This window comes from Geodermatophilus amargosae (assembly GCF_900116515.1).
In the GTDB taxonomy this organism is placed as follows: Bacteria; Actinomycetota; Actinomycetes; order Mycobacteriales; family Geodermatophilaceae; genus Geodermatophilus; species Geodermatophilus amargosae.
In genome coordinates, this window is sequence record NZ_FPBA01000005.1 from 279,711 (window position 1) to 299,728 (window position 20,018).

General features: G+C 75.4%; 21 protein-coding genes and 1 pseudogene. 7 read left to right on the top strand and 15 right to left on the bottom strand.

The features are described 5' to 3' along the window. Positions 1–67 precede the first annotated feature (67 nt). The 6 genes from BM414_RS10155 to BM414_RS10180 form a co-directional block, all read right to left on the bottom strand. Positions 68–955, bottom strand: coding sequence for an AAA family ATPase (locus BM414_RS10155; RefSeq protein WP_093579302.1), 888 nt, complete (start codon positions 953–955; stop codon positions 68–70). Positions 956–994: 39 nt separating this feature from the next. Continuing rightward, complete coding sequence (locus tag BM414_RS10160; protein WP_093579303.1) at positions 995–1,594, bottom strand: MOSC domain-containing protein; 600 nt, start codon at positions 1,592–1,594, stop codon at positions 995–997. A gap of 14 nt (positions 1,595–1,608) precedes the next feature. Then, a complete protein-coding gene (locus BM414_RS10165; protein ID WP_093579304.1) occupies positions 1,609–2,730 on the bottom strand; it encodes an XdhC family protein in 1,122 nt (373 codons plus the stop codon). 11 nt (positions 2,731–2,741) lie between these two features. Further along, complete coding sequence (locus BM414_RS10170; RefSeq protein ID WP_245784616.1) at positions 2,742–3,746, bottom strand: vWA domain-containing protein; 1,005 nt, start codon at positions 3,744–3,746, stop codon at positions 2,742–2,744. 172 nt (positions 3,747–3,918) lie between these two features. Further along, positions 3,919–4,836 (bottom strand): AAA family ATPase, encoded by a 918-nt coding sequence (locus tag BM414_RS10175; protein ID WP_245784617.1) that lies wholly within the window; start codon positions 4,834–4,836, stop codon positions 3,919–3,921. Between the two features lie 159 nt (positions 4,837–4,995). Continuing rightward, positions 4,996–5,979: a PRC and DUF2382 domain-containing protein gene (locus BM414_RS10180; RefSeq protein WP_093579306.1), complete on the bottom strand. Its 984-nt coding sequence runs from the start codon at positions 5,977–5,979 to the stop codon at positions 4,996–4,998. 321 nt (positions 5,980–6,300) lie between these two features. Here BM414_RS10180 and BM414_RS10185 point away from each other — a divergent pair, with 321 nt between their 5' ends. Then, a complete protein-coding gene (locus BM414_RS10185) occupies positions 6,301–7,107 on the top strand; it encodes a DUF3097 domain-containing protein (RefSeq protein ID WP_093579307.1) in 807 nt (268 codons plus the stop codon). 90 nt (positions 7,108–7,197) lie between these two features. Here the strand turns inward: BM414_RS10185 and BM414_RS10190 are convergent, their stop codons facing one another. Together BM414_RS10190 and BM414_RS10195 are read right to left on the bottom strand one after the other, a co-directional pair. Then, the gene (locus BM414_RS10190; protein WP_093579308.1) at positions 7,198–8,037 is read right to left on the bottom strand and encodes an aldo/keto reductase; all 840 of its coding nucleotides are present in this window, start codon (positions 8,035–8,037) and stop codon (positions 7,198–7,200) included. A 75-nt stretch (positions 8,038–8,112) separates the two neighbouring features. Beyond that, entirely contained in the window at positions 8,113–9,366 is a 1,254-nt protein-coding gene (locus BM414_RS10195; RefSeq protein ID WP_093579309.1) for an MFS transporter, read from the bottom strand. 190 nt (positions 9,367–9,556) lie between these two features. On the opposite strand from BM414_RS10195, the gene BM414_RS10200 reads away from it, so the two are divergent. The 6 genes from BM414_RS10200 to BM414_RS10225 all read left to right on the top strand — a co-directional run bounded on the left by BM414_RS10200 (position 9,557) and on the right by BM414_RS10225 (position 14,556). Beyond that, on the top strand, positions 9,557–10,426 hold the full coding sequence (locus tag BM414_RS10200; protein ID WP_093579310.1) for a hypothetical protein: 870 nt from the start codon (positions 9,557–9,559) through the stop codon (positions 10,424–10,426). 98 nt (positions 10,427–10,524) lie between these two features. After that, positions 10,525–11,586, top strand: coding sequence for a GTP 3',8-cyclase MoaA (moaA, locus tag BM414_RS10205; RefSeq protein ID WP_217644647.1), 1,062 nt, complete (start codon positions 10,525–10,527; stop codon positions 11,584–11,586). Between the two features lie 3 nt (positions 11,587–11,589). Then, complete coding sequence (locus BM414_RS10210) at positions 11,590–11,838, top strand: MoaD/ThiS family protein (RefSeq protein WP_093579311.1); 249 nt, start codon at positions 11,590–11,592, stop codon at positions 11,836–11,838. 69 nt (positions 11,839–11,907) lie between these two features. Beyond that, positions 11,908–13,299 carry a hemolysin family protein gene (locus BM414_RS10215; RefSeq protein ID WP_093579312.1) on the top strand — a complete coding sequence of 464 codons (1,392 nt, stop codon included), beginning with the start codon at positions 11,908–11,910 and terminating at the stop codon, positions 13,297–13,299. Continuing rightward, positions 13,292–14,341, top strand: coding sequence for a hemolysin family protein (locus BM414_RS10220; protein WP_093579313.1), 1,050 nt, complete (start codon positions 13,292–13,294; stop codon positions 14,339–14,341). Before BM414_RS10215 ends, BM414_RS10220 begins: the two co-directional genes overlap by 8 nt. Beyond that, the gene (locus BM414_RS10225) at positions 14,338–14,556 is read left to right on the top strand and encodes a hypothetical protein (protein WP_093579314.1); all 219 of its coding nucleotides are present in this window, start codon (positions 14,338–14,340) and stop codon (positions 14,554–14,556) included. The genes BM414_RS10220 and BM414_RS10225 overlap by 4 nt, the downstream gene beginning before the upstream one ends. Before the next feature lie 55 nt (positions 14,557–14,611). Here the strand turns inward: BM414_RS10225 and BM414_RS10230 are convergent, their stop codons facing one another. The 7 genes and pseudogenes from BM414_RS10230 to modA form a co-directional block, all read right to left on the bottom strand. After that, complete coding sequence (locus tag BM414_RS10230) at positions 14,612–16,198, bottom strand: SpoIIE family protein phosphatase (RefSeq protein WP_245784618.1); 1,587 nt, start codon at positions 16,196–16,198, stop codon at positions 14,612–14,614. A 142-nt stretch (positions 16,199–16,340) separates the two neighbouring features. Further along, positions 16,341–16,766, bottom strand: a complete 426-nt coding sequence (locus BM414_RS10235; protein WP_245784619.1) for a molybdenum cofactor biosynthesis protein MoaE — start codon at positions 16,764–16,766, stop codon at positions 16,341–16,343. Further along, positions 16,763–17,344, bottom strand: coding sequence for a nucleotidyltransferase family protein (locus BM414_RS10240; protein ID WP_093579315.1), 582 nt, complete (start codon positions 17,342–17,344; stop codon positions 16,763–16,765). Before BM414_RS10240 ends, BM414_RS10235 begins: the two co-directional genes overlap by 4 nt. Before the next feature lie 13 nt (positions 17,345–17,357). Then, on the bottom strand, positions 17,358–17,813 hold the full coding sequence (locus BM414_RS31780) for a TOBE domain-containing protein (RefSeq protein WP_425432353.1): 456 nt from the start codon (positions 17,811–17,813) through the stop codon (positions 17,358–17,360). A 120-nt stretch (positions 17,814–17,933) separates the two neighbouring features. Then, a pseudogene (locus BM414_RS31785) lies at positions 17,934–18,377 on the bottom strand (ATP-binding cassette domain-containing protein); the annotation flags it as partial. A gap of 29 nt (positions 18,378–18,406) precedes the next feature. Beyond that, positions 18,407–19,201 (bottom strand): ABC transporter permease, encoded by a 795-nt coding sequence (locus BM414_RS10250; RefSeq protein ID WP_093579317.1) that lies wholly within the window; start codon positions 19,199–19,201, stop codon positions 18,407–18,409. After that, positions 19,198–19,986, bottom strand: coding sequence for a molybdate ABC transporter substrate-binding protein (modA, locus tag BM414_RS10255; protein WP_093579318.1), 789 nt, complete (start codon positions 19,984–19,986; stop codon positions 19,198–19,200). Before modA ends, BM414_RS10250 begins: the two co-directional genes overlap by 4 nt. Between the last annotated feature and the right edge of the window lie 32 nt (positions 19,987–20,018).

A 20,018-nucleotide genomic window follows, 5' to 3' on the forward strand; every position in this document is an offset into this window, starting at 1 on the left:
CGTCGGTGCCCGCCGGGGACTCCGGCGGGCCTCCACCTCCGCCCTCGCCGGCCTCGCCGGGGGTCCTTCAAGGGTCGGCGGACTCGTCCTGCGGGGGCGGCCCGTCCGCCGGCCACACCTCGTCGAGGAGGTCGTCGATGACCGCCTCGGGCGTGCGCTCGACGCCGTCGGCGACGCGGATCCGTCCCGACAGCGCGGCGTACGCGGCGTCGCGCGCGGTCTCCCGGGCACCCTCGGCGCCGAGGCCGGACTGCCCGCGGACGTCGAGCAGCCCCCCGAGCAGCAGCACGAGGTCGGTGGCGCCGCGCACCGACGAGCCCATCCGGACGTCGCGGTGCTCGCGGGTGGCGCGCACCAGCCGGACGGCCAGACCGACGAGCGCCGGGGGCGCCCCCGTGACGGCGGTGACGATGGCCCGCTCGGCGTCGGCGTCCTGGTAGCCGAGGACGACGCGGCACATCCGGTCGGCGATCGCCTGACCGACGCGCGCGGTGCCGATGGCGTCGAAGGGGTTCATCGCGGCGATCAGCCGGAAGCCGGCGGCGGCCCGCACGTGCCCGAGCCGCGGGACGGTGATCTCGCCCTCGGTGAGCACGGTGATGAGGACGTTGAGCGTCTCCTCGGGGATGCGGTTGAGCTCCTCGAGGTAGAGCAGCCCGTGCCCGCGCATGGCCGTGAGCAGCGGCCCGTCGGTGAAGCTGCCGGGCACGTAGCCCTCCGCGAGGACGGCGGCCGGGTCGTACTGGCCGATCAGCCGGGCCGGCGTGAGCTCGGCGTTGCCCTCGACGAAGACGACCTCCTGGCCGTCCTCCGCGGCGACCGAGCGCAGCAGCGTGGACTTGCCGGTGCCCGGCGGCCCCTCGAGGACGACGTGCCGGTTGGTCCGGAGCGCGACGGTGAGCACCTCGCGCTCGCGGCGCAGCCCGATGACCGGGTGCGGCACGGTCGGCGTCACGAGGCTCCTCTCGCAGGTCCGGGGCGGATGTGACGCAGGCTACGGGGCCGCGGGACCCGGCCGGGGACGGGGCAGCAGCCGGTGGGGCTCCCCCGCGCGGGCGGCGTCGAGCGGGACGGCGCTGGGGAGGACGGCGGGGCCGAGCCGCAGCACGCCGTCGGACAGCGGCGCGCAGCGCACTCCCCCGCGCCCGCGCATGCCCCGGTGCGCGCCGGGTGCGAGGACGGTGTCCAGCCAGGCGCAGGGGTTGGCCGGACGCCCGCCCCGCAGGACGACGACGCCCTCCCCGCAGTCCAGCGCGAACTCCTCGCCGCGCAGCGCCTCCACCTCGGCGCCGCGCAGGACGACGTTGCGGCGGGTCAGCAGCGCGTCGAGCGGGACGGTGCCCAGCTCGGCGGCCAGCGCCTCCACCGACTCGACGGCGAGCACCGTGACGGCGGCGTCGCGGTGCGCGGCCCGGCCGGCGTAGCGGTCACCGACGATGCCGTGCCCCGCGCGGACCTCGACCCGGTCGACCCGGTCGCCGTCCTGGGCCGGCACGACGCCGCGCGGCCGCCCGTCGTAGCGGTGCACCGGCGAGACGAGCAGCCCCACGACCTCGACGTCGTAGCGGTGCGTCAGAGCGGCAGAAATGGCCATCTCTGCCGCACCTCTCACCGGTCGGCCGTCCGGTGGATGGGGCCCTCGATCCCGGTCAGCCGCTCCCCCGAGCCGCCCCAGCGCCCGGCGATGATCTCCGCGGCGATGGAGACGGCGGTCTCCTCGGGCGTGCGGGCGCCGAGGTCCAGGCCGATCGGCGAGGACAGCCGCTCCAGCTCGGCCGCGGACAGCCCGGCCTCGCGCAGCCGCTCGAGCCGCTCCTCGTGGGTCCGCCGCGAGCCCATGGCGCCGACGTAGGCCACCGGCAGGCGCAGCGCGACCTCCAGCAGCGGGACGTCGAACTTGGGGTCGTGGGTGAGCACGCACAAGACCGTGCGCTCGTCGACCCGGCCGGCCTCGACCTCGGCCTGCAGATAGCGGTGCGGCCACTCGACGACGACCTCGTGCGCGTCGGGGAAGCGGCGGGCGGTGGCGAACACGGGGCGGGCGTCGCACACGGTCACGCGGTAGCCGAGGAACGCCCCGACCCGGGCGACGGCGGCCGCGAAGTCGATGGCGCCGAACACGACCATCCGCGCCGGCGGGGCGAAGGAGGAGACGAACAGCGTGAGCTCGTCGCCGCGCCGCTCGCCGTCGTGGCCGTAGGTCAGCGTGCCGGTGCGGCCGGCGGCGAGCATCCCGCGGGCGTCGTCGGCGACGGCGTCGTCGAGGCGCTGCAGGCCCAGGGTGCCCGACGCCCGGTCGGGCCAGAGCACCAGCCGGCGCCCCAGGCGGTCGTCGGGGCCGCGCACGCAGGTCACGACGGCGACCGGCTCGTGCCGGCCCACCGACCCGGCGATCTCCCCGAGCTCGGGGAACGACTCGCGCGACACCGGCTCGACGAACACGTCGAGGATCCCGCCGCAGGTCAGGCCGACGGCGAACGCGTCGTCGTCGCTGACGCCGTAGCGCTCGAGCGTCGGGACGCCGGACTCGACGACGTCCTTGGCCTCCTCGTACACCGCGCCCTCGACGCAGCCGCCGGACACGCTGCCGACCGCCGTCCCGTCGGGACCGACCAGCATCGCCGCGCCGGCCGGCCGCGGCGCGGAGCGCCAGGTGGCCACGACCGTCCCCATCCCGACCGTCTCGCCGGCCTGCCACCAGCCGACCAGGTCGTCGAGCACCTCACGCACGACCGCTCCTCTCACACACGCGAGATCACTCCCGACAGTTCCTCGAAGGCGGCCAGGCTGTGGCCGGACACGAACGCGTCGACGGACGGCAGCGCCGCCTGCATCCCGCCGGTCAGCGGCTCGTAGCCGGCCCGGCCCTTGTGCGGGTTGACCCAGACGACGCCGTGCGCGAGCCGGCGCAGCCGCGCCATCTGCTCGCGCAGGAGGTCGGGGCTGCCCCGCTCCCAGCCGTCGCTGCACACCACGACGACGGCGCCGCGGGCGGTCCCGCGCTGCCCCCACCGGTCGAGGAACGCCTTGAGCACCTCGCCGAGCCGCGTGCCGCCCGACCAGTCGGGGATCGCGGTCCCGCTGGCCGCGAGCGCCCGGTCGGGGTCGCGCAGCCGCATCTCCCGGGTCACGCGGGTCAGCCGGGTACCGATCGTGAACACCTCCGTCGAGGCCGGCCGGGCCCGCACCGCCGCGTGGGCGAACCGCAGCAGCGCGTCGGCGTAGGGGCTCATCGAGCCGGAGACGTCGACCAGCAGCACCACCCGCCGCGGCCGCGGCCGGGCCCGCCGGTGCAGCAGCCGGGACACCTCGCCGCCGTCACGCAGCGCCCGCCGCACCGTGCGCGCCGGGTGCACCGACCCGTGCGCGGACGGCCGGCGGCGGCGGGCCGGGCGCATCGGGGACGCCGGGCGCACCAGCGCGAACAGCCGCCGCAGGTGCTCGCGCTCGGCCGGGGTCAGGTCGGCGACGTCGCGCTGCCGCAGCACCTCGTCGGCGGAGGCGGCGACGGCGAGGTCGGAGGGGTCCTCGCCCTCCTCACCGGCTCCGCCGCCCTCCTCCAGCGGCGCAGTGACGGCGACCCGCGGCGGGGTGCCGGCCGCAGGACGCCCGCGCCGCGGGGCCTCGCCGCCGAAGTACGCGGCGAAGGCGGCGTCGTAGCGGTCGAGGTCGTCCGGGCCGGAGCACAGCGTCAGCCGCCCGGCCCAGTAGACGGCGGTGGCGTCGAGGACGTCGAGTGCCGCCACCGCCGTGAGCATGGCCTCGACGCGGTCCGGGGAGGCGGTGATGCCGGCGGCGCGCAGCGTGCGGGCGAACCCCAGGACGGTGGCGACGACGTCACGAGGTGGTCGTGCACCCCTGGCCCCGTCCGGAGGCTCACCCTGAGCTCGCGGAGGGTGAGAGGGACGGGGTCCTCCGTCAGCCGCCACCGAAGAGCGCTCCCCGCGCGAGCGAGTGCACCCGGTCGGTGTCCTCGCGGTACTTGATCACGGCGCCGAGCGTGCGCGCGGCGAGGTCGGGGTCGAGGTCGCGTGCTCCCAGGGCGTGCAGCGCGGTGGCCCAGTCCATGGCCTCGGCGACGCCGGGCGGCTTCAGCAGGTCCAGCGTGCGCAGCTTCGCCGTCGCCCGGGCCACCTCGCGGGCCAGCCGCTCGGTGACCTCCGGCAGCCGCGTCCGCAGGATCGCCACCTCGCGGTCGAAGTCGGGGTGCTCCAGCCAGTGGTAGAGGCAGCGGCGCTTGAGCGCGTCGTGCACCTCGCGGGTGCGGTTGGACGTCAGCACCACCAGCGGCGGGACGTCGGCGCGCACGGTGCCCAGTTCCGGGATGGAGATCGTGAAGTCGGAGAGGACCTCGAGCAGGAACGCCTCGAACTCGTCGTCGGCGCGGTCGACCTCGTCGACCAGCAGCACGCTCGGGGAGTCCTCCAGCGCCTGCAGCAGCGGGCGGGCGAGCAGGAACCGCCGGTCGTAGAGCGAGGCCTCGAGCGACTTGGTGTCGGCCGTGGCGTGCGCGGCCTCGGCGGCCCGCAGGTGGAGCAGCTGGCGGCCGAAGTCCCAGTCGTACAGCGCCTGGCTGGCCTCGAGACCCTCGTAGCACTGCAGGCGGTACAGCGGGCGGCCGGTGACCGCGGCCAGCGCGCGGGCCAGGGCGGTCTTGCCGACGCCGGCCTCGCCCTCGAGGAACAGCGGCCGGCGCATCACCAGCGCCAGATAGGCGGCGGTGGCCAGACCCTCGTCGGGCAGGTAGCCGGTCGACCTGAGTGCCGCGGCCAGTTCCTCCGGGCCGCCCGGGAGGCCGTCGGTCCGGGTGGACGGCGCAGCCGTAGTCTCGGTCACGCCGCCGAGCATCCCACCTGCACACGCGCCCGACACGGCCCGGCCCGGGGCCTGCAACCGTTGCAGACGACACGGCGGCCGGCCGGGAGCATCGTCTCCGGCCGGCCGCCGCCGACTGTGCCGTGCCCGGTCAGGACCGGGCTGTACTGCTGCTACCGATCAGCGGCCGATCTTGCCGTCGTTGTCGCGGTCCAGGGCGTCCTTGGCCTTCTGCACCATGCCGCGGTCGTCCTCACGGCCCGTGGTGCCCGTGCCGGCGACACCGGTCTGGTCGCCGTCGACCTCGATCTGCTCCTTGCGCACCTGCTCGGAGACCTGCTGCTGCTCGGTCACCGTGTCGACGTCGAGGCGGACGCGCTCGACCGGCGTGGCCTCCTTGGAGACCACGGGGCGCTCGGCGTGCAGGACGACCTCGTGCTCCTCCTCGGAGATGGCCGGCCCGTCCATGGCGTTGCCCATGTTGGCCTCGGTGATCGGCTCGCGCTCGACCCGGACCTCCTCGCGGGAGACCGGCACCGTCTGGGTCACGTTCTCGGTGACGACGTACTTGCGCAGCCGGGCGCGGCCGGCCTCGACCCGCTGGACACCCACGTTGAGGTGCTCCTCGGAGCGGGTCATGGCGTTGTCGGTCGTCGGGCCCGAGGTGTCGTGGCCCACGGTGTCGCGGGTCTCGAGGTCGTCGCGCACGCCATCACGGTCACGGTCGGTGTAGCCGGCGGTGCCCACGGTGCCGGTGCCGGCCGTTGTGAGGTCCTGCTGCGACCGGCTCTGGTCCGTCGCGTAGGTGCCCGCGGTGCCGGTGTCCGTCGTCTGCGTCGTCGTCTGCGTGCCCGTGCCGAGGCCGTAGTACCGGTACAGCTCCTGCTCCTCCTGCGGGGAGAGGTGGCCGTCGGTGTCGATCTTCGGGGCGTCCTTGACCTTGGCCTTGCTCACGCGGACGCGCAGGCCGTCATTGGTCAGGTCGGCGTCCTGGAGGGGGACGAAGGACTCCTTGGTCCCGAACAGCCCGGTGCGCACCGTGGCCCACTCCGGCTGGCCGGTCTCGTCGTCCAGGTAGACCTCGGAGGCCGAGCCGATCTTGTCGCCCGACTCGTCGTAGACGTCCTGCCCGATCACGCGGCTGATGTTGTCAGTGCCGATCATCGTCGTTTGGCTCCCGTCTGAGCTTCGGTGTCGCGGTCATCTGGATCAGTGACCACGTTGGCCCGAGCGAAACGACGGAGATCGACTCTGACACTTCGGTCGCTGAGCGTGGAGCAGACGGTCCGGGGCCGCTACCCGTCCGGGAGGGGCGAATCCCCAGCTCAGGGCGGGTTTGCCCACCTTCTGGGGACCGTGGACCCATCGCGACGAACCGTCACAGAACGCGACGACATCGTCGCCCGGGCGTGTCGCGCCCGCTTCAGCAGCCCTCCACCGGCGCGTCTGCCGGGCCTGGGCGCCGTCATCGGCTCTCCTGGGACCGTGCCGCCCCGCTCCCCCTATGACGACCTGGTGCACCCGCGCACGGTCAAGAAGCCACCCCCGCAGGTCGCCGCCGAGCCCGACCTCGTCGTCGAGGACCCCAGCTCGGGGTTCGTCGGCGCCGTCGTGCGCTGCGAGAAGGACGTCGTCCACCTCGAGGACCGGTTCGGCCGCGTCCGCGCCTACCCCCTCGGCCCGGGGTTCTGGGTCGACGGCCGGCCGGTCGTGCTCGTGCGCCCCACCCCCAGGGGCCCGGTGACGCCGACCCGCAGCGCCTCGGGCTCGACCTACGTCGCCGGGGCGCGCGCCCGTGTCGCCCGCGAGGGGCGCATCTACGTCGAGGGCAAGCACGACGCCGAGCTGGTCGAGAAGGTGTGGGGCCACGACCTGCGCATCGAGGGCGTCGTCGTCGAGCCGCTGCACGGCGTGGACGACCTGCCCGGCATCGTCCGCGAGTTCCGCCCCGCCCAGGGCCGGCGGCTCGGTGTGCTGGTCGACCACCTGGTGCGCGGGTCGAAGGAGTCGCGGATCGCCGAGCAGGTGACCGGGCAGCACGCCCTGGTCGTCGGCCACCCGTTCGTCGACATCTGGCAGGCGGTCAAGCCCTCGGTCGTCGGCATCCGCGAGTGGCCGACCGTGCCGAAGGGCGAGTCGTGGAAGGAGGGCGTCTGCCGCCGGCTGGGCTGGGAGGACGACACCGGCTACGTGTGGGCGCAGCGCATCCTCGCCCGCGTGCGGACCTGGACCGACCTCGAGCCCCAGCTCATCGGCCGCGTCGAAGAGCTCATCGACTTCGTCACGGAGTGATCGGTCGGGGAGGCGCCTCCCCCCGCACGAGATCGGCGGTCTCGTACGCCCGGACCGCCGTGGGCGTACGAGACCGCCGATCTCGCCGGATCAGCTGGGCACGTAGTCGAACGTGTCCGGGTCGGGGCCGGTGCGCTCGCCACGGTCGAGGCCGGTGATCGTCGCCATCTGGCCCGCGTCGAGCTCGAAGTCGAACAGCGCGAAGTTCTGCTCCACGCGCTCGCGGGTCACCGACTTCGGGAAGACGACGTCGCCGCGCTGCACGTGCCAGCGGAGCACGACCTGGGCCGGGGTCTTCCCGAGGGTCTCGGCGATGGTGGTGACCGCGGGGTCGTCGAGGACCTTGCCCTGGGCGATCGGCGACCAGGCCTCGGTGACGATCTCGTGGTCGGCGTCGAAGGCCCGCACCTCGTCGTTGGCGAGGTAGGGGTGGACCTCGATCTGGTTGACCGCCGGGCGCACCTCCGTCTCGGCGAACAGCCGGCGCAGGTGGTGCGGGTTGAAGTTGGACACGCCGATCGCGCGGCAGCGGCCGCCGGCGTAGATCTCCTCCATGGCCTTCCACGTCTCGACGTAGTCGACGTCGATCGTGGGCAGCGGCCAGTGGATCAGGAACAGGTCGAGCTGGTCGAAGCCGAGGTCGGCCAGCGTCCGGTCGAAGGCACGCAGCGCGTCGTCGCGGCGGTGGAAGCCGTTGTTGAGCTTGCTGGTGACGAAGACCTCGGAGCGGTCGATGCCCGACTCGCGGACCGCCTGGCCGACCTCCTTCTCGTTGCCGTACATCTCGGCGGTGTCGATGTGCCGGTAGCCGACCTCGAGCGCGCTGCGGACCGCCTCGACGGTCTGCTCCGGCGGGATCTGGTAGACGCCGAAGCCCAGCTGCGGGATCTGGACGCCGTTGTTCAGGTGGATGGTGGGCGCGGTGGCCACGGGCTCTCCTTCTCGGTCGCGGACGGTGGGCGGCGCGCCACTCGATGGCGCGCCAGGCTCTCCGTGGGAGTCCGGCTACCCGCCGACCGGGTCCCCAACCCGTGACGGAGACGCCTCGACGGGCCCGGGCGCGCGGCGCAGCAGGGGCGCGGCGCCCAGCGCCAGCACCGCGGCCCCGGCCGCGGCGAGCGCGGGCACGGCGAAGGCCGCCTGGGCGCCCCACGCGTCGACCGCCGCACCGGCGAGCGCCGAGCCCGCGGTGACCCCCAGGGTCAGCCCGGTGTTGGTCCACGACAGCGCCTCGGTGAGCGCGGAGCGCGGCACCCGCGACTCCACCAGCGAGGCACCCGACACCAGCACCGGCGCGACGGCGAGACCGGCGAGGAAGCCGGCACCCACCAGGAGCGGCAGCGAGGACACCGCCCACAGCCCCTGGGCGGCCAGCCCGAAGGCGACGGCGGTGCCGAGGAAGCGCCCGGCGAGCGTGCCGCGCAGGCGGGCCACGCCGTAGGCCAGCCCGGCGACGAGGCTGCCGCCCGCGTAGAGCGCCAGCGCGAGACCGGCGAGCGCAGGGACCCCCTGCTCCTCCGCGAAGCCCACGACGACGACGTCCATCGCGCCGAAGACGGTGCCCACGCCGAGGTAGGCCAGGGAGACGACGACCACCGCGGGCCCGAGCGCGGCGGTCAGCCGGGAGGGGCCGCCGGTGGTCACGGGCACGGCCACGGGCTCGGTGTCCCGCTGGCGGGCCAGCCACAACCCGCCGACCGTGCCGAGCACGATCCCGGTGGTGAAGCCGGCGGCCGGTGCGACGAGCGTGCCGAGGACGGTGACCAGCGGCGGGCCGACGACGAAGACGACCTCGTCGACGACGGACTCGAAGGCGAACGCGGTCTGCCGCCGCTCGGCGTCCTCGAGGGCCGCGGCCCACCGCGCCCGGACCATGGCGCCGATCCCCGGCAGGCTGGCGCCGGTCAGGGCGCCCAGGACGAACCAGGTGACGCGGGGCGCGTCGCCGACCACGACGCCGACGAAGGCCAGACCGGTGAGCAGGTACGCGGCCATGGCGACCTGCAGCACCCGGCCCTGGCCGCGCCGGTCCATCGCCCGGGACCAGAGCGGTCCGCCCACCGCGGCGGACAGGGCGAGCGTGCCGGCGACGGCGCCGGCCAGCGCGTAGCTGCCGGACTCGCCCTCGACGAGCAGGACGGCACCCAGGCCGAGCATGGGCAGCGGCAGCCGGGCGACCCAGCCGGCGAGGGAGAACCACACGGCGCCGGGGACGGCGAACAGGCGGCCGTAGGGGCCGAGCAGGGATCGGGGTGACACGGGCTTCTCGCGCTTCCTGGCCACAGGCGAGTGCGGGACTGCCCGCCGGACTCTCGGGTGGCGACGCGACGGTAACAACGGTCCGCCGGCCCGTCGTCCCGGTTTACTGAACGTGTGCGTGTCGTGACGCAGGATGCATGAAGCTTCATGCACTCTGGTCGGTGCCCGATCCGCCGACCCGAGGAGCCCCGTGGCCCCCACCTCCCGGCCGCGCCCCCTGCGCGCCGCCCTCGTCCTGCTGCTCGCGCTCGCCGCGCTGCTCGTCCCCGGCACCGCCTCCGCCTCCGGGGGCGACGACGGCGGCGCGACCGAGGGCGCGAGCAGCGGCGGCGACTTCGCCGTCACCGTCAACGGCCGCACGTCGAACCCGGCCGCCGGGAACGAGTACCGCCTGCGCGACACCACGCCCACCGCGCCGATCGCCGTCCGCGGCCGGCACGTCTCGTTCCGGATCGACCCGGCCACCCTCGGCGTGTACGACTACTCGCTCACCGGCGCCCCCGACGCGCAGCGCATGGTCACCGCCCCGACCGTCGTCTTCGCCTCCAAGGTGCCGGTGCTGACCGCCGCCCAGCTGCGCGGCGTCCGGATCAGCGAGCTGCGGCTGCGCGACGACGTCCTGGTCGTCATCTTCACGACCGCCTCCGGCGGCAAGCTCAAGGTCCAGTCGAAGGACGCCCCGCAGGGCGGCATCTTCCAGATGGAGCAGGAGTTCGGCACCGCCGTCGAGTACGTGCACACACTCGGCGCCGGCCTCTACTACTTCGTCAACGAGTACACGGGCAAGGTGAACTTCGGCGACGGCGTCCCGGCCGACGCCACCCACCAGATGCTGCTCGGCAAGGACAGCCCGCAGGTGGCCACCAAGCTCGAGCAGACCGCCACCACGACCCGCTGGTCGGTCGCCTCGGGCGGCCGCATGGGCGGCGTGCTCGGCGAGGACTCGATCGAGCTCTCGGCCGGCGCCACCAACTGCACGAGCGACTGCCAGGCCCGCAACCGGATCCAGGGCTCGGTGCCCGTGCCGCCGGACCCGACCAACCCGGTCCCGATCGGCTGAACCAGTACTCCCCACGGGGGCGGTCCGCGGTGCGGGCCGCCCCCGTCGGCGTCCCGGGGGACGGCACGGACGGCACGACCGCCACTACATTCGTCCACGTGACCCAGTCCAGCCCGCTGCCCGACCCGGTGGTGCGCCGTCCGGCGCCGCCCGCCACCGCGCCCGGCAGCGGCGGGCTGGTGGACCGGCACGGCCGGGTCGCCACCGACCTGCGGGTCTCGCTCACCGACCGCTGCAACCTGCGCTGCACCTACTGCATGCCACCCGAGGGCCTGCAGTGGTTGCCCAAGGTCGAGCAGCTCACCGACGACGAGGTCGTCCGGCTGGTCCGCATCGGCGTCGAGCAGCTGGGCATCCACGAGGTCCGCTTCACCGGCGGTGAGCCGCTGCTCCGCCCGGGCCTGGTGGGCATCGTCGAGGCGGCGACCGCGCTGTCCCCGCGCCCCGAGGTCAGCCTCACCACCAACGCCATCGGCCTGGCCCGCGTCGCGCCCGCGCTGGCCGCCGCGGGACTGGACCGGATCAACGTCAGCCTCGACACCCTCGACCGCGAACGGTTCAAGGCCCTGACCCACCGCGACCGGCTCGACGACGTCCTCGCCGGCCTCCGGGCCGCGCACGACGCCGGCCTCACCCCGGTGAAGGTCAACGCCGTCCTGCTGCGCGGCATGAACGAGGCCGACGCCGTCCCGCTGCTCGACTTCTGCCTGGAGCACGGCTACCAGCTGCGGTTCATCGAGCAGATGCCGCTCGACGCCCACCACGCCTGGACCCGCGGCGAGATGGTCACCGCCGAGGACATCCTCGCCCGGCTGTCGGCCGCGCACGACCTCACGCCCGACACCGAGGAACGCGGGTCGGCTCCCGCCGAGCGCTGGCTGGTCGACGGCGGCCCGGCGACCGTCGGGGTCATCGCCTCGGTCACCCGCTCGTTCTGCGGCACCTGCGACCGCACCCGGCTCACCGCCGACGGCCAGATCCGCAACTGCCTGTTCGCCCGCGAGGAGTCCGACCTGCGGACGGCGATGCGCGAGGGCGCCACCGACGCCGAGCTGGCCGACCGCTGGCGGATCGCCACCCTGGCCAAGCTCCCCGGCCACGGGATCGACGACCCCAGCTTCCTGCAGCCGAGCCGGCCGATGTCGGCGATCGGCGGCTGACCGGTGACCGATCTCGTCACCGTGCGCTACTTCGCCGGGGCCCGCGCGGCCAGCGGCGTCGACACCGAGAGCTGCGCGGCCGGCACCCTCGAGGAGCTGGTCGGCCGGATCGTCGAGGCGCACGGCGAGCGCCTCGAACGGGTGCTCACCGCCTGCTCGTTCCTCGTCGACGGAACGCAGACCCGTGACCGCACGTTGCAGCTGTCACCCGGGGCGGTCGTGGACGTGCTGCCCCCCTTCGCCGGAGGATGACCGCACCCTCGTGAGCCTGCCTCACCATACGAGCCCTCCCCGTTCCCTCCCGCTCCTGCGGACGCACGCATGATCGAGTGGCTGCTCGTCCTCGTCGGCGTCCTGCTGGTCCTCGGCTGCGCCGCCTTCGTGGCCTTCGAGTTCTCCCTGGTGACCGTCGACCGGGCCACCGTGGAGCGCGAGGCCGCAGCCGGCGTCCGCGGGTCGGCCGGCGTCCTCGCCGCCATGCGGACGCTGTCCACCCAGCTCTCGGGCGCCCAGCTCGGCATCACCGTCACCAACCTGGCCATCGGCTTCGTGGCCGAGCCCTCGATCGCCGCGCTGCTGCGCGGGCCGCTGGAGACGGTGGGCCTGTCCGGTGGCGCCGCCCGGTCGGTGTCGATCACCGTGGCGCTCGTCCTCGCGACGGCGCTGACCATGGTGTTCGGCGAGCTGGTGCCCAAGAACGTGGCGATCAGCGAGCCGCTGCGCACGGCCCGCGCCGTGTCGGGCTTCCAGCGGGGCTTCACCCGGGCCACGTCGCTGGTCATCCGCCTCCTCAACGGCTGGGCCAACGCCATCCTGCGCCGGCTGTTCGGCGTCGAGCCGCAGGAGGAGCTGGCCTCGGCCCGCTCGCCGGAGGAGCTCACCTCGCTGGTCCGCCGCTCCGGCCGGCAGGGCACGCTCCCGGCCGAGACCGCCTTCCTGCTCGAGCGCGGGCTGGCCTTCGGTGAGCTGCGGGCCAGCGACGCGGCGACGCCGCGCACCCGCATGACCACCGTCCTCGACGGCGCCCCCGTCGCCGAGGTGCTCACCGCCGCCCGCGACTCGGGGCACTCGCGCTTCCCCGTCGTCTCCGGGGCCGGCGTCGACGACGTCGTCGGCATGGTCCACGTGAAACACGCCCTGGCGGTCCCGCGCGACCGGCGGGCGGAGACGCCCGTCTCGGCGGTCATGCTGCCGGCGCTGTTCGTCCCGACGTCCCGGCGGCTGGACGACCTGCTCGGCGACCTGCGCCGCGGCGGGCTGCAGATGGCCGTCGTCGTCGACGAGTACGGCGGCACCGACGGCGTCGTGACCATCGAGGACCTCGTGGAGGAGATCGTCGGCGACCTCACCGACGAGTACGACCTGGAGACCGGCGACGACGTCGTCGACCTCGGCGACGGCACCTGGTCGGTGTCGGGCCTGCTGCGCCCGGACGAGGTGGCCGCGGCCACTGGCCTGGCGGTCCCCTCCGACCGGCACTGGGAGACCCTCGGCGGCCTGGTGCTGCACGTGCTCGGCCGGATCCCGGAGGACGGCGACCGGATCGAGGCACGACCGGCCCTGCCGCCGGAGCTGGCCGCCGAGGCCGAGGGCCTGCCGGCCGGCGTGTGGGTCCGGGTCGAGGCGGTCGACGGCACCCGCGTGGAGCGGGCCGTCGTCGGCGAGCTGCCCGCGACCACCGGCGACGAGGACGAGGAGACCGACCGTGGGTGACTGGATCGGCCTGATCGTCGCCGTCGTGCTGCTGCTCGCCAACGCGTTCTTCGTCGGTGCCGAGTTCGCCCTGATCTCCGCCCGCCGCTCGTCGATCGAGCCGCTGGCCGACGCCGGTTCCCGCCGCGCCCGCACCACGCTCGCGGCAATGGAGCGGGTGTCGCTCATGATGGCCGGTGCGCAGCTGGGCATCACCGTCTGCTCGCTCGGCCTCGGTGCCATCGGCGAGCCCGCGGTGGCGCACCTGCTCGAGCCCGTGTTCGAGGCGCTGTCGGTGCCCGAGGCGCTGGTGCACCCGATCTCCTTCGTCCTCGCGCTCACCGCCGTCGTCGCGCTGCACGTGGTGATCGGCGAGATGGTGCCGAAGAACCTGGCGCTGGCCGGTCCCGACCGGGCCGCGCTGGCGCTGGCCCCGCCGCTGGCCGCCGTCGTCACGGTGCTCAAGCCGGTGATCGTGACGCTCAACGCGCTGGCCAACGCCGTGCTCCGGCTGCTCGGGGTGACACCCCGGGACGAGGTGACCAGCGCGTTCACCCGCGACCAGGTGGCCGGGCTGCTCGACGAGTCGCGCGCCGGCGGCCTGCTCGACGAGCGCGGGCACGAGCTGCTCACCGGCGCCCTCGGCCTGGAGGAGCGCGAGACCCGCTCGGTGCTGATCCCGCGGGCCGCGCTCACCGTCGTCGGGCCGGACGACGACACCGCCGCCGTCGAGCGGGCCGCGGCCACCACCGGCTTCTCCCGCTTCCCGGTGGCCGTCGGCGACCGGCTGCTCGGGTACGTGCACGTCAAGGACGTGCTGCAGGCCGACGGCGCCCCCGAGCCGCGGGTCCGGGACATCACCCGCCCCCTGCCGCGGGTGGCCGCCGAGGACGACCTGCGCCGCACGCTGGAGGTCATGCAGGCCGGCCGCGCCCAGTTCGCCGCGGTCACCGACGCGGGGCGGGTGGTCGGCGTCGTGGCGCTGGAGGACATCCTGGAGGAGCTGGTCGGCGAGATCCGCGACGCTGCACACAGGAGCACGGAGAGGACGGGGCAACGATGAGTTTCATCGACAAGGCCAAGGCGAAGGCCGAGGAGCTGCTGGGCCGGGCCGAGGAGGTCTACGGCGAGTCGCACGGTGACGCCGCCGCCCAGGTGGCCGGGGAGGCCCACCGGCTGGAGGCCGAGGTGGAGCTCGAGGAGGAGCGCGCCGAGGAGGCCGCCCGCGGGCACGGCACCCCGCGTCCCACCGACGAGGACGGCCGCACCCTGGGCTGACGCCGGCCCGGGCGCGGCCGGCTCTGCGCGACCGGCCCGGCTCGACCGATCCCGCTCAGCGGTCCAGGCGCAGGGCCACCAGGGCGACGTCGTCCTCCGGGTGGCCGTGCACGAGCCGCTCGATCACCTCGTCGCACAGCTCGTCGAGCGGGCGCCCGCCGAGCTCGGCGACGACGGCGGCCAGCCGGGCCAGTCCGGCGTCGAGGTCGAGGCCGCGCCGCTCGACCAGGCCGTCGGTGAACAGCAGCACCGTGGAACCCGCCTCGAGCACGAGGGTGCTCTCGACGCGGACGCTCGAGGGGTCCACGCCGAGCAGCAGGTCGCCGGGGTGTGCCGGCAGCACGACCGGCCGGCCGTGGGGGTCGAGCACCAGGGGCGGGAAGTGGCCGGCACTGGCCCAGCACATGCGGGTGCGGCCCGCCGCGGCCTCCTCCGGCGTGCGCTCGAAGCGGGCGACGGCGACGGTCGCGTAGGTGTCCACGCCGAGCGTCGCCATGGCCTCGTCCAGCCCGCGCAGCACCTCGGCCGGCCCCGCACCGCTGTAGGCCGCGACGCCGCGCAGCAGCGAGCGCAGCTGCCCCATGGCCGCCGCGGCGGCGGTGTCGTGCCCGACGACGTCGCCGATGACCAGCGTCGTCGCCCCGCCGGGCTGGGGGAAGGCGTCGTACCAGTCACCGCCGACGCGGGCCGCCTCGGCCGCCGGCGTGTAGCGGACCTCGATCGCACCGAGACCGGAGCCGCGCGGGTCGGTGAGCAGGCTGCGCTGCAGGGCCTCGGTGAGCTGGGTCTGGCGGGCGAAGAGCCGCACGTTGTCCAGCGCCAGCCCCACCCGGCCGGCCACCTCGCGGGCGGTGAGCGGGTCCACCCGCGCGGCGCTGCCGGGGTTCCCGGCGAGGAAGGTGAGCGCACCGATGACCCGGTCGCGACCCGGCAGCGGGACGGCGAGCACGGCCGGGGCGCCCAGCTCGCGGTAGAGCCGGGCGGCCTCCTCGTCCTCGATCGCCGCGAGCACCGCGTCGCCGTCGGCGGTCACGGTCTCCCCCGCCAGCGCCCGCATCACCGGGGCGGCGGACGGCATCCCGGGCAGCCGGACGCCGGCGTAACGGGTCAGCAGGTCGCGGCGGGCCGGGTCGCCGTGCCAGGAGCCGAGGTCACGGGGCCGGCCGTCGTCGTCGACGACCGTGAGCAGGCAGGCCTCGCCGAGCTCGGGCACCACCAGGCGCGGGATCCGGCGGACGGCCTCGGCGAGGTCGAGGGTGCCGGTCAGCTCGGCGCCGACCCGTGCCAGCAGCGCCAGCCGGTCCTGCGCGGTGCGGCGCGCGGTGACCTCGGAGAAGTACACGGCCAGGCCGGCCGGCAGCGGGACGGCGCTCACCTCGAACCAGCTGTGGAACGGCTCGGGGTAGTAGGTCTCGAACGTCCGGGCGTGCCCGGTGGCCACGACCTCGCGGTAGACGCGGCCGGCCTCGCTGTCGCGGTTGGCCGGGAAGGACGCCCAGAAACAGGCACCGACGAGTTCGTCCCACGTCCGCCCCACGACGGCCTCGCCGCTGGCGTTGACGTAGGTGATCTGCCAGTCGGCGTCGACGGCGATGAAGCCGAGGGGCATCGCCTCGAGGACGGGGTCGCGCTCCGCGGGCACCGGGCACCTCGCTGTCGTCCTGCCGCGGTCCGCGGGCACGCCGGGGGATCCACCCCACCCTTGGAGCCCCCACCGTTGTGTCACGCGCCCCCACGCCGGTCAAGGGAGCGGGCCGCTCCGGTACCGAGACGCGACCTCCTGCCTAGGGGCAGGCGACCCACTCCTCGTCGCCGTCGGTGAACACCTGGCGCTTCCAGATGGGGAGCCGCTTCTTGACCTCGTCGACCAGCTCGGCGCAGGCGGTGAAGGCCTCGCCGCGGTGGGCCGAGCTGACCGCGCAGGCCAGCGCGACGTCGCCGATGCCCAGCAGGCCGACCCGGTGGGAGACGGCGACCGCGCGGATGCCGGGACGGGCGGTGAACTCCTCGGCGAGCTCGCTGATCACCTGCGCGGCGGTCGGGTGGCCGACGTACTCGAGCTCGGTCACCGACCGGCCGCCGTCGGAGTCCCGGACGACGCCGGCGAAGGAGACGACGGCGCCGGCGCCGGCGTCGGTCACCGCCTCCTCGTGCTCGGCGACCGAGAGCGGCTCGTCGACGACTCGGGCGATCATGTGGCCGGCGATCACGGCGCCGAAGCTACCCCGCCGGGCGGCACGTCGAGGTCCACCGGGTCGGCCAGGCCCGTGCAGTCGACCTCGGTGACCGCGTGCGCGGCCAGGTAGCCGCGGGCGCCCTCGTCGCCGGTCGCCGTCGCGGCCACGCCCGCCCAGTGGTCCCGGCCGAGCAGCACGGGGTGCCCGCGGACGCCGTCGTAGGTGGCCACCGCCAGCGCGTCCGGGGCGGCTCCGTCCGCGACCCGCGCCAGGGCCGCCGGCGTCATGCCCGGCATGTCCACGAGCGTGACCAGCGCGGCGTCGACCCGTCCCGGCCAGCCGCGCAGCCCGTCGAGCCCGGTGCGCAGGCTGGAGGCCATGCCGGTCTCCCAGTCGCGGTTGGCCAGCACGGTGGCGCCGGTGAGGTCGGCGGCCCGCCAGACGTCGACCGCGCGGGCGCCGAGGACGACGAGCACCGGGTCGCACACCGCGCGCGCCGTCCGCACCGCCCGCTCCACCAGCAGGCTGCCGCCGTACTCGACGAGCGCCTTGGGCATGCCGTAGCGGCGTCCCCCGCCCGCGGCGAGGACCAGGCCGGCGACCGTGCTCATGCCCGCCACCCTGTCACCGCGCGTAGACGGCGACCTCGGAGGCCTTCACGACCGCCCACACCGGCGAGCCCGGGGCCAGGCCGAGCTCGGCGAACGCGGTCGCGGTGACGTCGGCGAGCAGCGGCACCTGCCCGTCGAGCTCGCAGCGCACGGTCGCGCCGTGCGGCGTCGCGCCGGCCACCGTCAGCGGCCAGGCGTTGCGGGGGCTGCCCTCCGGCCGTGAGAGGTAGAGCGCCACCGACTCGGGGCGCACCGCCACCAGCACCGGGCCGTCCGCGGGCACGGCGACGGCCACCACCCCGCCGCCGTCGAGGCGCACGGTGAGCCCGTCGGCGGTGCCGGGCAGCAGCGAGAGCCCGACCAGCCGGGCGACGTAGTCGGTGCGGGGGTGGCGGGCGACGTCGGACGGCGTCCCCGCCTGCACCACCCGGCCGTCCTCCACGACGACGACGCGGTCGGCCAGCGCCATGGCGTCGACGGGGTCGTGCGTGACCAGCACCGCGCTGCCGGCGTAGTCGGTCAGGTGCCGGCGCAGCTCGGCGCGGACGGCCAGCCGGGTGCGGGCGTCGAGCGCCGAGAGCGGCTCGTCGAGCAGCAGCAGCGCAGGGTCGCCGACCAGCGCGCGGGCCAGCGCGGCCCGCTGAGCCTGCCCGCCCGAGAGCTGCCCGGGCCGCCGGCCGCCGAGCCCGTCGAGCCCGACCCGCCCGATCCACGCGGCGGCCGCGGTCCTCGCCGCCGCTCGTGAGGCCCCCCGCGTCCGGGGACCGAAGGCGACGTTCTCCAGCACCGACAGGTGCGGGAAGAGCAGGTGGTCCTGGAAGACCATCCCGAGCGGCCGGCGGTGGGCGGGCAGGTGCACCCGCGCGGCGACGTCGTCCCAGGTCGTCCCGTCGACGGCGACCCGGCCGCCGTCGGGCGGCAGCAGGCCGGCGAGCACCCGCAGCAGCGTCGACTTGCCCGCGCCGTTGGGTCCGAGGACGGCCAGCACCTCGCCGTCGGCGACCTCCAGCGCGACGTCGACGGTGACCGGTCCCCGCCGCACGAGGACCTGCGCCGCGAGGCTCACGCGGCCGCTCCCCGCCCGAGCCACCGGTCCCGCAGGAGCAGCAGCGTCGCCACCGAGACGACCAGCAGGACCAGCGAGAGGACGATCGCGGCCTGCGGGTCGCGCTGCAGCGCCAGGTAGACGGCCAGCGGCATCGTCTGCGTCGTCCCCGGGAAGTTGCCGGCGAAGGTGATGGTGGCGCCGAACTCGCCCAGCGCCCGGGCCCAGCACAGCACGGAGCCGGCGGCGACGCCCGGGGCCACCAGCGGCAGGGTGACCCGGCGGAACGTCGTCCAGCGGTCCGCGCCCAGCGTGGCCGCGGCGTCCTCGTAGCGGACGTCGGCCGCGCGCAGTGCCCCCTCGACGCTGATGACGAGGAACGGCATGGCCACGAACGTCTCGGCGATGACGACGGCCGTGGTGGTGAACGGGATGGTGATGCCGGTCGTCTCGGCCAGCCAGCTGCCGACGATCCCCTGCCGGCCGAGCACGAGGAACAGCGCCACGCCGCCGACCACCGGCGGCAGCACCAGCGGCACGGTGACCAGCGCGCGCAGCACCGCGCGCCCGCGCGCCCGCGAGCGCGCCAGCACCCACGCCAGCGGCACCCCGAGGACGACGGAGACCGCGGTCGCCAGCGTGGCCGAGACCAGCGACAGCCGCAGCGCCTGCCCGACGCCGGGCGCGGTGAGCAGCGTGCCCAGCTGCGACCACGGCGTCCGGATGAGCAGTCCGGCCAGCGGCAGGACGAGGAAGACGACGGCGAGGGCCGCCGGGACGAGCAGCGGCGCCGGGGTGCGGGCGCGCCTCACGGGGCGCGGAAGCCCGCGTCCTCGAGCGCCTGCTGCCCCTCCTCGGAGAGCACCAGGTCGACGAAGGCCCGGGCGGCCTCGGGGTTCGGCGCGGCGGCCAGCGTGCACAGCGGGTAGTCGTTGACGACGCCCTCCGCCTCGGGGAAGGAGATGCCCTCGACCCGGTCGCCGGCGGCGGCGACGTCGGTGGCGTAGACCAGCGCGGCGTCGACCTCGCCGAGCTCGACCTTGGTGAGCGCCGCGCGGACGTCCTCCTCCTGGGTGTCCGGCCGCGGGGTCACGCCGGCGGCGGCGAAGACGTCCTCGCCGGCCGCGCCGCAGGGCACCTCGGGCGCGCAGACGGCGAGCGCGAGCTCGTCGCGGGCGAAGTCGGCCAGCCCGGTGACGCCGGCAGGGTTGCCCGCGGGGACGGCGATCCGCAGGACGTTGCTGGTGAAGACCGTCGGGTCGCCGTCGGCGAGGTCCGTGCCGGTGACCACGGACATCTGCGTGCCGTTGGCCGAGGCGAAGACGTCGGCCGGGGCGCCCTGGGTGAGCTGCGTGGCCAGCGCGGAGCTGCCGGCGAAGTTGAACTGCACGGTCAGGCCGTCGTGGTCTCCCTCCAGCTGCTGCCCGAGGTCGGTGAAGACGTCGGTGAGCGAGGCGGCGGCGAAGACGGTGAGGGTGCCGCTGGGGCCGCTCCCGGACGCGCCGGCCGTCGACGCCGCGGCGTCGTCCCCTCCCCCGCAGCCGGCGGCGCCCAGGGCCACCACCGCCAGCACCGCCACCACCCGTCCGCTCCGCATGCGCGGGACAGTAGCGCTCCTGGTTCCGCTCG